This window comes from Rhizobium sp. CF122 (genome assembly GCF_000282035.1).
Classification (GTDB): Bacteria; Pseudomonadota; Alphaproteobacteria; order Rhizobiales; family Rhizobiaceae; genus Rhizobium.
The window spans coordinates 14,249-25,990 of sequence record NZ_AKKA01000074.1 but is presented as its reverse complement, the minus strand read 5'-3'; the positions used below and the strand labels follow the sequence as shown (position 1 = coordinate 25,990).

Sequence of the window (11,742 nt, the reverse complement as noted above, 5' to 3'; positions counted from 1 at the left end):
GAAAACTTGAGGTCCGCGCCATGGAAGAAGGCTTCACCAATCCCTTCAGGAAATTACTGACAGTCGGTGAAGTCGCCGACCGCAGTGGGCTTGCCGTTTCTGCGCTGCATTTCTACGAAGCGAAAGGCCTCATTTCCAGCATCCGTTCACGCGGCAATCAACGCCGCTTCGGCCGCGATGTGCTCCGCCGTCTTGGCATCATCAAGGTCGCGCAGCGCGTCGGCATTCCCTTGGTCGAGATCCAGGCTGCTTTCGATACGCTGCCGCAGGGCCGCACGCCGACCGCTACGGACTGGCAGCGCCTGTCGGCCGTCTGGAAGGAGGATCTTGATACGCGCATCAGTCGCCTCATTGCCCTGCGCGACCGGTTGACGGATTGCATCGGCTGTGGTTGCCTCTCGGTTGAAAGCTGCCCGCTGCGCAATCCTGATGATCGGCTGGCAAAAGATGGGCCGGGTCCGCGTCTGCTGGAAACCTGCGACTAGGCAACGTTTCCCGCTGCATCAGAACAATGCGAGAGCCGCATACGGCTCGGTCACGCCGTGGAGGACTGGATGTTTCACCCCAAGCTGTTCGAAAACCGCAACGTGGTTGTCACCGGTGGGGGGAGGGGTATCGGTCTGGAAGTGGCGCGGCAGTTTCTCGACTGCGGGGCGAGGGTATTGGTGCACCTCGGTCGCAGCACCGAGCGCGATTTGCCTGATTTCCTGCTGACGGCGGAAGAAGACCGCCGGGCCTTTCTCGTGACCGCCGATTTTTCAACGCCGGGCGGCACCAGCGGATTTGCCGAGAAGGTCCTTGCAACCTTTGACCGTGTCCATGTGCTTATCAACAATGCCGGAACCATGGTCGGCCGCTTTCCGGCAGGCGATCTGACCGACGAGCAGTACCAGACGATTGTGCGGCTGAATCAGACATCGGTCGTCGAGGTAACGCGCGCCCTCATTCCGGCACTGAGAGCATCGCAGGATGCGGCAATCGTCAACACGGTCTCCATTTCCGCGTCGACGGGCGGCAGCCCCGGCTCGGCTATCTATTCGGCGTCAAAGGCATTTGTCGCAACCTACTCCAAAGCGCTCGCAAAAGAGCTCGCGCCGGACGGCATTCGCGTGAACTGCGTGTCGCCTGGAACGATCGAAACCGACTTCCACCAGCGGTACTCGTCGCCAGATAAGCTAGAGCAGACCCGCAAGACCATTCCCCTGCAGCGACTGGGCACCTCCGAGGATTGTGCGCCCGCATACCTCTTCCTTTCGGCGCCTTCGCTTTCCGGTTACATCACGGGCCAAGTGCTTGAGATCAATGGTGGCCAACTCATCTGCTGAGTTGCCGGGACTTTTTTTGGCATTTTGACAGATCCAAACCGCTGGCTGCTGCGAATATGTTATGACTCCGTTTCATACATATTGTTTGTGCAACCAGAGATAAAGAATGCGCTTGCATACACCGAAAGCGGGCATGGCCGATCGGGATCTGCAGAAGCTTTCTGCGAGGGCGCGGGAAGCGAGCGACTTCCTCAAGGCGCTCTCCCATCACACGCGACTGATTATTCTCTGCCTCCTGACGGAGGGAGAAAAGACGGTGGGGCAGCTCGAGGAAAGCCTCGGCATTCAACAGGCGATGGTTTCGCAGCAGTTGGCGCGCCTCAGACTGGACGGGCTCGTTTTCAGCCGTCGTGACGGTCGTATGATCTATTACAGCGTTGCTCATCCGGACACGACCACGCTGCTGCATTTTCTGTTCGCGATGTTTCCAGGAGCACAGGACAATTGACAATCGGCCTTGCCGACTGCTCTCTCTGATTTGAAGATGGCGGCGTGCCGCAGCTCGGCAGAGAAACCGAATGATCGATAAGCTGGAATTCTTTATTGCGCTCGCCAATGAGAAGCACTTCGGCCGTGCCGCGGAGGAATGCGGTATCTCGCAGCCAACGCTGTCGGCTGCCATTCGCCAGCTCGAAGACCAACTTGGCGTCATGCTCGTGCAGCGCGGCTCGCGTTTCCAGGGGCTGACGCCGGAGGGTCAGCGCGTGCTCGAATGGGCGCGCCGCATTGTCGGCGACGCCCGCACGATGCGCGAAGAGATGCGGGCGGCCCGCAAGGGCCTGTCGGGGCATATCAGGATCGCTGTGATCCCGACAGCGCTCGCCATGCTGCCGCGCATCACGACGCCATTTCAGGAGCGGCATCCTGATGTGACCTTTTCCATCGTCTCGCGCAACTCGCTGCAGGTGCTCAGCATGCTGGAGAATCTCGAGATCGACGCCGGCATCACCTACCTGGAAAACGAGCCGCTTGGACGCGTGACCAGCGTGCCGCTCTATGCCGAGCACTACAATTTGATTACGGCCGCTGGCAGTCCTCTGTCCGATCGTGATAGCGTCACCTGGAAGGAAGTGGGTAACCTTCGGCTTTGTCTATTGACGGCGGACATGCAGAACCGCCGTATCATCAATCATCACCTGGCCGAAGCCGGCATGACGGCGCATCCGACGCTCGAATCCAATTCGATGATCGTGTTGTTCTCGCATGTCCGAACCGGACGCTGGGCCAGCATCATGCCCCGCAATGTCGCGAAATCCTTTGGCTTTCCTGCCGAAATACGCATGATTCCGATTGTCGAGCCGCTTGCGCACCATCTTGTTGGTCTGGTTGCGACGCATCGCGAGCCGTTCACGCCCTTGGTGTCCGCCTTGCTGCACGAGGCTCGGATTCTCGCTGAAGAGCCGGAATCTTGATAGAAATTTTCTATCGTTTGACGGAACAGCGTTATTGATCGCTTCGTCCATCCCTGAGAAAGTTCTATAATGAACGAACGCGAGCGGTTCTGTCGGCCACAGGGTTCTGAAGAAAATCCGCCTGCCTAGGCCGCGACGTGTAACTTGCAGGCCGTGGGAGAGCTGCTGATGAATATTCATGTCGCCAAGGGCGATATCGCAACACGTGCCACCGCGATCATCGATCAGCTTAAGCATCTCGAAGGCCCGCTGCTGCCGATCCTCCATGAGATCCAGGATGAATTCGGCTATGTGCCGCAAGAGGCGCTGCCAGTCATTGCGAAGGAGCTCAATCTTTCGCGCGCAGAGGTGCACGGCGTCGTCACCTTCTATCACGACTATCGCGATCATCCCGCTGGCCGGCATGTGCTGAAACTCTGTCGCGCCGAGGCCTGCCAATCGATGGGCGGCGATGCACTGGCCGACCGCGTCAAGGCGCTGCTTGGCATCGACTGGCACGCCACGACGCCGGACGGAGCGATCACCCTCGAACCTGTCTTCTGTCTCGGGCTCTGTTCGTGCTCGCCGTCCGCCATGATGGACGGTGAAGTACATGGTCGGGTGGATGTCGCCGATCTCGAGGCGCTGATTTCGGAGGCACGTCGATGACCGTCCGAATCTATGTTCCCCGTGATGCTGCCGCGCTGGCACTGGGTGCCGAGCGCGTTGCCAGGGCAATCTCCGAGGAGATTGCCGCTCGCGGTCTCGACGCGAAGATCGTCCGCAACGGCTCACGCGGCATGCACTGGCTGGAGCCGCTGATTGAAGTCGAAGTCGCCGGCAAACGGATTGGCTACGGGCCGATCAAGGCGAAGGACGTCGCTTCGCTCTTCGGTGCCGGATTGATCGCCGGCGGCGACCACCCCCTCTGTCTTGGCGAGGTGGAGGAGTTGCCATTCCTCAAGCGTCAGACGCGCCTTACCTTCGCACGCTGCGGCATCACCGATCCCCTTTCTCTGGATGACTATGAAGCCCATGGCGGCCTTGCCGGCCTGCGCCGGGCGATTTCGATGTTGCCCGCCGACATCGTCAAGCAGGTCACCGATTCCGGCTTGCGCGGGCGCGGCGGTGCGGGTTTCCCGACAGGCATCAAGTGGAAGACGGTTCTCGATGCTCCGGGCGAGCGTAAATATATCGTCTGCAACGCCGACGAAGGCGACAGCGGCACTTTCGCCGACCGGATGATCATGGAAGGCGACCCCTTCGTGCTGATCGAAGGCATGGCAATCGCAGGCCTTGCGACCGGCGCGACCAAGGGCTTCGTCTACACCCGCTCGGAATATCCGCATGCGATTGCGGCGATGAGCCGGGCAATCGACATTGCCCGCAGCGCCGGAATTCTCGGCACCTCCGTGCTCGGCTCCGGCAAGGCCTTCGATATGGAAGTCCGCACCGGCGCCGGCGCCTATGTCTGCGGCGAGGAAACAGCGCTTCTGAACAGCCTCGAAGGCAAGCGCGGCATCGTGCGGGCCAAGCCTCCGCTGCCGGCCCACAAGGGTCTTTTCGACTGCCCGACCGTCATCAACAACGTCATTTCGCTCGCATCCGTGCCCGTGATCATGGACAAGGGATCGGCCTATTATCGCGATTTCGGCATGGGGCGGTCGCGCGGGACCATCCCAATCCAGATCGCCGGCAATGTGAAGCATGGCGGTCTCTTCGAGACAGCCTTCGGCATCTCGCTTGGCGAATTGGTCGATGCCATCGCAGGCGGAACCGCATCCGGACGGCCGGTGAAGGCGGTCCAGGTCGGCGGTCCGCTCGGCGCATATTTCCCACACTCGTTGTTCGACACGCCATTCGACTATGAAGCTTTCGCGGCCAAGGATGGATTGATCGGCCATGCCGGTATCGTCGTCTTCGACGATACGGCCGACATGCTGAAACAGGCGCGGTTCGCGATGGAGTTCTGCGCCGTCGAAAGCTGCGGCAAGTGCACGCCCTGCCGGATCGGCTCGACGCGTGGCGTCGAGACGGCGGACAAGATCGCGCGTGGCATCGAGCCGGAAAAGAACCGGGAACTGCTCGCCGATCTCTGTAACACCATGAAGTTCGGGTCGCTCTGCGCGCTCGGGGGCTTTACGCCCTATCCCGTCATGAGCGCCATGACACATTTCCCGGAAGACTTCGTTCCCACACCTCTCATCGAAGCGGCGGAGTAAGACTATGCCTCTCGTCCACGAAACCGACTACGGCACGCCGGCCTCGACCTCCGAAACCATGGTGACGCTCACCATCGACGGCAACCAAGTGACGGTGCCCGAGGGGACGTCCATCATGCGCGCCTCGATGGATGCCGGCATCGAGATTCCGAAGCTCTGCGCCACCGATATGATGGAAGCCTTCGGCTCCTGCCGGCTTTGTCTGGTGGAAGTGCAGGGGCGCGCCGGCATGCCGGCCTCCTGCACGACGCCGGTTGCGCCTGATATGGTGGTCTCGACGCAAACCAGCCGACTGAAGGATGTCCGCCGCGGGGTGATGGAGCTTTACATCTCCGATCATCCGCTCGACTGTTTGACCTGTGCGGCCAATGGCGATTGCGAGTTGCAGGACATGGCGGGTGCGGTCGGTCTGCGGGACGTGCGCTATGGCTATGATGGCGACAATCACGTCAAGGCGCGCAACAACGGCGATCTCAACCTCAAATGGGCGCCGAAGGACGAGTCCAACCCCTATTTCACTTTCGATCCGGCAAAGTGCATCGTCTGCTCGCGCTGCGTCCGCGCCTGCGAGGAAGTGCAGGGCACCTTTGCGCTGACCATCGAAGGCCGCGGCTTCGATTCGCGTGTTTCGGCCGGCATGCACGAGGACTTTGTATCCTCTGAGTGTGTTTCGTGCGGCGCCTGCGTCCAGGCCTGCCCGACGGCGACCCTGATCGAGAAGTCGGTGATCGAGATCGGCCAGCCGGAACACTCCGTCGTCACGACCTGCGCCTATTGCGGCGTCGGCTGTTCCTTCAAGGCGGAGATGCGCGGCGAAGAGCTGGTGCGGATGGTGCCCTGGAAGGATGGGCAGGCGAACCGCGGCCATTCCTGCGTCAAGGGCCGCTTCGCCTACGGCTATTCCAGCCACAAGGACCGCATTCTCAATCCGATGATCCGCGAGAAGATTACCGATCCCTGGCGCGAAGTGACTTGGGACGAGGCCTTCGCGCATGTCGCGTCGGAGTTCCGCCGCATCCAGTATCAGTATGGCCGCGATTCTGTCGGAGGCATCACATCGTCTCGCTGCACGAACGAAGAAACCTATTTGGTGCAGAAGCTGGTGCGCGCCGGTTTCCGCAACAACAATGTCGATACCTGCGCCCGTGTCTGCCATTCGCCGACCGGCTATGGCCTCGGCCAGGCGTTCGGCACGTCGGCGGGCACGCAGAATTTCGACAGCGTCGACAAGAGCGATGTCGTCGTCATTATCGGCGCCAATCCGACCGACGGGCATCCGGTATTCGCCTCGCGCTTGAAGAAGCGGTTGCGGCAAGGCGCCAAGCTCATCGTCATCGATCCGCGCCGCACCGATATCGTGCGCTCGCCGCATGTCGAGGCATCCTATCACCTGCCGCTGAAGCCCGGCACGAACGTCGCGATCCTGACGTCGCTTGCGCATGTGATCGTGACCGAGGGGCTGTTCAACGAAGCCTTTATCCGCGAGCGTTGTGACTGGTCCGAATTCGAGGACTGGGCAAGCTTCGTCGCCGAGCCGCATCATAGCCCGGAAGCATCGCAGAAGTTCACCGGCGTTCCAGCCGATCTGGTGCGCGGTGCGGCGCGTCTCTATGCCACCGGCGGCAATGGCGCGATCTATTACGGTCTCGGCGTCACCGAACATAGCCAAGGCTCGACGACGGTCATGGCGATCGCCAACCTCGCCATGGTCACCGGCAATATCGGCCGTCCCGGTGTCGGCGTGAACCCGCTGCGCGGCCAGAACAATGTGCAGGGTTCGTGCGACATGGGCTCGTTCCCGCATGAACTGCCTGGCTATCGCCACATCTCCGACGACGCGACACGCGATATCTTTGAGAAGCTCTGGGGTGTCAAGATCAGCAATGAGCCGGGTCTGCGCATCCCGAACATGCTTGATGCTGCGGTCGATGGCACCTTCAAGGGGCTCTACGTCCAGGGTGAGGATATCCTGCAGTCCGACCCCGACACAAAGCACGTCGCCGCGGGCCTCGCTGCCATGGAATGCGTCGTCGTTCATGACCTCTTCCTGAACGAGACGGCGAACTACGCGCATGTCTTCCTGCCCGGTTCCAGCTTCCTCGAGAAGGACGGCACCTTCACCAATGCCGAGCGCCGCATCAATCGCGTTCGCAAGGTCATGAGCCCCCGCAACGGCTATGCCGATTGGGAGGTGACGCAGAAGATGGCGCAGGCCATGGGCCTTGCCTGGAACTACGCGCATCCCTCCGAGATCATGGACGAGATTGCCGCGACGACGCCGAGCTTCGCGCTTGTCTCCTATGACTATCTCGACAAGATGGGCTCCGTGCAGTGGCCCTGCAATGAGGCGCATCCAGAAGGCTCGCCGATCATGCATGTCGACGGGTTTGTCCGCGGCAAGGGCAAGTTCATCCGCACCGAATATGTTGCGACCGACGAGAGGACCGGGCCGCGCTTCCCGCTGCTGCTGACCACCGGGCGCATCCTTAGCCAGTACAATGTCGGCGCACAGACGCGCCGCACGGATAACGTCGTCTGGCATCCCGAGGACCGCCTGGAGATCCATGCGCACGACGCCGAACAGCGCGGTATTCGCGATGGCGATTGGGTGAAGCTGACGAGCCGCTCGGGCGACACGACGCTGCGTGCCCTGATCACCGACCGCGTCGCGCCCGGCGTCGTCTACACGACCTTCCACCATCCGGATACGCAGGCGAACGTCATCACCACAGACTTCTCCGACTGGGCGACGAACTGCCCGGAATACAAGGTGACGGCGGTCCAGGTCTCGCCCTCCAACGGCCCGACCGACTGGCAGCGCGACTACGACGAGCAGGCACGCCAGAGCCGCCGGATTGTGAGCAAGCTGGAGCCCGCGCAGTGATGATTGACCGCCCGACCCGCGTCGCCGTCAAGCGCACCGCCCGCAGCGGCGGTGTCGTCATGCCGGGCGAGCGGATCGTTCCCGAGGAGGTGCCGATCGCGTTCTCCTATGGCGGCAGCACGCATGCCGTGATGATGGGAACGCCCGGCGATCTCGAGGATTTCGCCATCGGCTTCAGCCTCACGGAAGGGATCATTTCCGATAGCGGGCAGATCGCGGGGATCGAGATCGTCGAGAGTGAGAAGGGCATCGACGTCCAGATCGCTCTGGTCGACGAGATTGCTGCTGCGCTGACAGTTCGCCGCCGCAGCATGGCCGGGCCAGTCGGCTGCGGGCTCTGCGGCATCGAGTCGATCGAACAAGCCGTCCGCAAGGTTCCGGATGTGGCCGCGGTGGCACTCAAAGTGACCTATCGAGACATCGTCGAAGCGGTTTCGTTGCTGAATGGCGCACAGCCGCTGCATCGCGAGACTCGGGCGGTGCATGGCGCGGGCTTCTACCTGCCGGGCAAGGGGCTGCTTGCGGTGCGCGAGGATGTCGGCCGTCACAATGCACTCGACAAGCTTTGCGGCGCGGTGATCGCTCGACAGCAATCCGGAGCCGACGGCATCGTTGCCGTGACCAGTCGCCTTTCCGTCGAGATGGTGCAGAAGGCGGCCATCCTCGGCAGTTCCGTTCTTGTCGCCATCTCGGCGCCGACCGCCCTTGCCATTCGCACGGCCGATGAAGCCGGCATGACCCTCGTCGCCTTGGTGCGTGGCGAGGACTTCGAGATTTTCACGCATCCGCACCGCATCCAGCCAGGAAGCATTTCCGATGTCGCATGATACCCAGTCCAAACTTGTCTATATGGCCAATCAGATCGCGATCTTCTTCAAGAGCCAGCCGCAGAGTGAAGCTGCGCAGGGCGTGGCAACGCATATCAACAAATTCTGGGAGCCGCGCATGCGGCGTCAACTCTTCGAGATCCTGGAGGGTGACACCCATGGCCTCAGCCCACTCGTTATCCAGGCCGCACCGTTGATCAAACGGCCAGAACCGGTAGCGGGCGCACCCAACTAGGACCTCGGTGGCGAAGGCGGGCGCTGGAAGCCGACATCGACGCGTTGCCGCCTGCATCGGTCGGGCCAGTCTGCGCTACGGTTCTCCTGCGATTGTATCCGTCAACAAAAAGCCGCCTTGAGGGCGGCTTTTTATATCGGCAAGGGGCTGATATCAGGCGGCGAGATCGTCTGTCTCGCTTTCCTTAAACATCTTGGCGAGGTTTAGGAAGCAGATCATGCCGTTCTCCGAGGCGATGATGCCCTCGCAGAAAGCCCGATCGAAGGAGGCCGTGACTTCAGGGACCGGCTGAACCTGACTGGAGGAGATCGTCAGGATGTCCGAGACGCGATCGACCAGCATGCCGATGACCATATTGTGGACTTCGGCCACGACAATGGCGCTGCGCTCGTTGGCGACCGTGCTCTTCATGCCGAGCTTGAAGGCGAGATCAATGATCGGGATTACCGAGCCGCGGAGGTTCATGACGCCGATGACGTCGGCCGGCGCGTGCGGGATCGGCGTCGATGGTGCCCAGCCGCGGATTTCGCGGATCGTCGTCGTCTTAACGCAGAATTCCTGATCGTGCAGTCTGAAGGCAATGATCTCCAGCGTATCGCCGCTGAAGTTCGTGGAATTGATCGTAGCCATAAGTATTGTCCCAACCGTCAAAAGCCAGGGCAGAAGCAACCGCACCACCATTGGCGCAGATGGACTTTGCCTTCAAACCGCGCGTGCTCTTCCTGAGGAGGAGTATCGATACGGTTACTCCGGACCTTAATGGAAGAGTGTTGCCTAAATCTAAACTGAGGCAGCTGATTTTTGGCTAGGCGGAAGTGGTGCGTCGCGTCATCATTCGTGGATCGTCAAGGAGAATTGCGTCCGGTGCGATGGCGAGGATGCGCTCGAGGCCGTGCTGATCGACGTGGCCCACCGGAAAGGGCGGATATTCCGGGAGTGCGATCGAACGAGGTTGCCCAACCATGACAGCAACACGCATTCCCGCCTCACGAACGGCGTCAGACAATGCTGCTGTCGCCGACCCCTGCCACAATCTGAACCAGTCCGCTCCGGCTGCGTGTGCCGCACCAGCGCAGACGGGATCCTCGAGAAAGGCGAGGATCGCGATGTCGTTCGACAAACGACGGGCGGCGCCGATCAGCGAAATACTACGCAGTCCAATGAGCGCGCGTCGCATGGCACCGAGCTGCGCAACCTCGGCGATGATTTGCGCAATCGGTTCCTCGTGGCTCAGTTTGATGTCCAACAGGATGCCCAAAGGGTCAGAGGCTGCCAGGGCTTCCCCAAGGGTCATTACGCTTGGCAGCAGGCTGCGCAGTGTCGCAAGGTCCAGATCTGACACGGCCCGTGGGTCATTGCAAAGTCGATAGAGATCCGAATCGTGAACGCAAACGGGGACGCTATCCCACGTCAACCGGACATCGGTCTCTATAGCGTCGGCGCCGGCAGCCGCAGCAGCCTTGAAGGCAGAGATGCTGTTTTCTGCAGCCAGCGCTGCGCCCCCGCGATGCGCTACCGCAAGCGGGCAACGGTCCGGCGCGCGTTTCCATAGGTCGATGGCCATATGTTCCCTTACAAGCGAGCTCGACTCATTCGATCGGGCTCACCCTAGGTTTCAAATAGCCGGCGCACCAGTTGTCTCTTGCGGCAATCTAGCGCTAGGCAAGGGTCTTTTCGATCTGCTCCACGGCCCAGTCGACCTGGCTCTTGGTGATTACGAGCGGCGGGGCGAGGCGGATCGTGTTCTCGTGCGTGTCTTTGGCAAGCAGGCCGCGATCCTTGAGCGTGTAGCAATATTGGCGAGCGCCGCCCGCCTCCGGCACGAGCTCGACCGCCATCATCAGCCCGCGGCCGCGCACGTCCCTGACGATGTTGGAGCGGATGGAGCGCAGTCCTTCCAGGAAATAGTCGCCCATCTTTTCGGCGTTCTCGATCATGCCTTCTTCCGTCAGCACCCTCAATGCCGCGCGCGCGACGGCGCAGGCAAGCGGATTGCCGCCGAAGGTCGAGCCGTGCTGCCCTGGCTTCAAGACGCCGAGCACCTCGGAATTGGAGAGCACTGCCGAGACCGGATAAAAACCACCGGAGAGTGCCTTGCCGATCAGCGTCACGTCGGCTTCGATCCCCTCGTGCTCTTCGGCCAGCAGTTTGCCGGTGCGTCCAAGACCTGTCTGGATCTCGTCGAGGATAAGCGTCACTTTGTTTTCGGTGCAGAGTTCGCGCACGCGCTTGAAGTAGCCGCTCGGCGGGATGATGACGCCCGCCTCGCCCTGGATCGGCTCGATCAGCGCTGCGACCGTGTTCTCGTTGATCGCGGCGGCGAACGCGTCGGCATCGCCGAAGGGAACCGTCCGGAAGCCTGGCGTGTAGGGGCCAAAGCCGGTGCGCGCGTCGGGGTCCGTCGAGAAGCTGATGATGCTGAGCGTGCGGCCGTGAAAATTGTCCGCGCAGACGATGATTTCGGCTTTGCCCTCAGGCACGCCCTTCACCTCGTAGCCCCACTTGCGCACGGCCTTGATGGCGGTTTCGACCGCTTCGGCGCCCGAGTTCATCGGCAGGATCTTGTGCGAGCCGGTCAGCGCCGCGAGTTCTTCATAAAGATGTGCGAGCTGGTCGTTGCGGAAGGCGCGGGAGGTCAGCGTCAGCTTGCCGGCCTGCTCGACCATCGCTGCCAGGATCTTCGGATGGCAGTGTCCTTGGTTCACCGCCGAATAGGCCGACAGGCAGTCGAGATACCGTTTGCCATCCGTATCCCAGACGTAGACGCCTTCACCGCGGGTGAGGATGACATCGAGCGGTTTGTAATTGTGGGCGCCGAGGCGCTGTTCGGTGTCGATCAGGTTCTTGGAATTGCTCAT

12 protein-coding genes are annotated in these 11,742 nt (G+C 61.4%); 9 read left to right on the top strand and 3 right to left on the bottom strand.

Annotation, left to right across the window (positions count from 1 at the left end):
- Positions 1–20 precede the first annotated feature (20 nt).
- From soxR to PMI09_RS17325, 9 genes are all read left to right on the top strand, one after another.
- Positions 21–485 (top strand): redox-sensitive transcriptional activator SoxR, encoded by a 465-nt coding sequence (soxR, locus tag PMI09_RS17365; protein ID WP_007796936.1) that lies wholly within the window; start codon positions 21–23, stop codon positions 483–485.
- A 69-nt stretch (positions 486–554) separates the two neighbouring features.
- Positions 555–1,325, top strand: a complete 771-nt coding sequence (locus PMI09_RS17360; protein WP_007796934.1) for an SDR family NAD(P)-dependent oxidoreductase — start codon at positions 555–557, stop codon at positions 1,323–1,325.
- Between the two features lie 106 nt (positions 1,326–1,431).
- The gene (locus PMI09_RS17355; RefSeq protein ID WP_007796932.1) at positions 1,432–1,773 is read left to right on the top strand and encodes an ArsR/SmtB family transcription factor; all 342 of its coding nucleotides are present in this window, start codon (positions 1,432–1,434) and stop codon (positions 1,771–1,773) included.
- 70 nt (positions 1,774–1,843) lie between these two features.
- Entirely contained in the window at positions 1,844–2,737 is an 894-nt protein-coding gene (locus PMI09_RS17350) for a LysR family transcriptional regulator (RefSeq protein ID WP_007796929.1), read from the top strand.
- A 168-nt stretch (positions 2,738–2,905) separates the two neighbouring features.
- Entirely contained in the window at positions 2,906–3,385 is a 480-nt protein-coding gene (locus tag PMI09_RS17345) for a formate dehydrogenase subunit gamma (protein WP_007796927.1), read from the top strand.
- Entirely contained in the window at positions 3,382–4,938 is a 1,557-nt protein-coding gene (locus PMI09_RS17340) for a formate dehydrogenase beta subunit (RefSeq protein ID WP_007796924.1), read from the top strand. The genes PMI09_RS17345 and PMI09_RS17340 overlap by 4 nt, the downstream gene beginning before the upstream one ends.
- A 4-nt stretch (positions 4,939–4,942) precedes the next feature.
- Positions 4,943–7,822: a formate dehydrogenase subunit alpha gene (gene fdhF, locus PMI09_RS17335; protein ID WP_007796922.1), complete on the top strand. Its 2,880-nt coding sequence runs from the start codon at positions 4,943–4,945 to the stop codon at positions 7,820–7,822.
- The gene (gene fdhD / locus PMI09_RS17330) at positions 7,822–8,649 is read left to right on the top strand and encodes a formate dehydrogenase accessory sulfurtransferase FdhD (RefSeq protein WP_007796919.1); all 828 of its coding nucleotides are present in this window, start codon (positions 7,822–7,824) and stop codon (positions 8,647–8,649) included. The genes fdhF and fdhD overlap by 1 nt, the downstream gene beginning before the upstream one ends.
- Positions 8,639–8,884: a formate dehydrogenase subunit delta gene (locus tag PMI09_RS17325; protein ID WP_007796916.1), complete on the top strand. Its 246-nt coding sequence runs from the start codon at positions 8,639–8,641 to the stop codon at positions 8,882–8,884. The genes fdhD and PMI09_RS17325 overlap by 11 nt, the downstream gene beginning before the upstream one ends.
- Positions 8,885–9,037: 153 nt before the next feature.
- Here PMI09_RS17325 and PMI09_RS17320 read toward each other — a convergent pair whose 3' ends face one another.
- The 3 genes from PMI09_RS17320 to rocD form a co-directional block, all read right to left on the bottom strand.
- On the bottom strand, positions 9,038–9,514 hold the full coding sequence (locus PMI09_RS17320; RefSeq protein ID WP_007796914.1) for a chemotaxis protein CheW: 477 nt from the start codon (positions 9,512–9,514) through the stop codon (positions 9,038–9,040).
- Positions 9,515–9,689: 175 nt separating this feature from the next.
- Positions 9,690–10,448 carry a glycerophosphodiester phosphodiesterase gene (locus tag PMI09_RS17315; protein ID WP_007796911.1) on the bottom strand — a complete coding sequence of 253 codons (759 nt, stop codon included), beginning with the start codon at positions 10,446–10,448 and terminating at the stop codon, positions 9,690–9,692.
- Between the two features lie 94 nt (positions 10,449–10,542).
- Entirely contained in the window at positions 10,543–11,742 is a 1,200-nt protein-coding gene (gene rocD / locus PMI09_RS17310; protein WP_007796908.1) for an ornithine--oxo-acid transaminase, read from the bottom strand.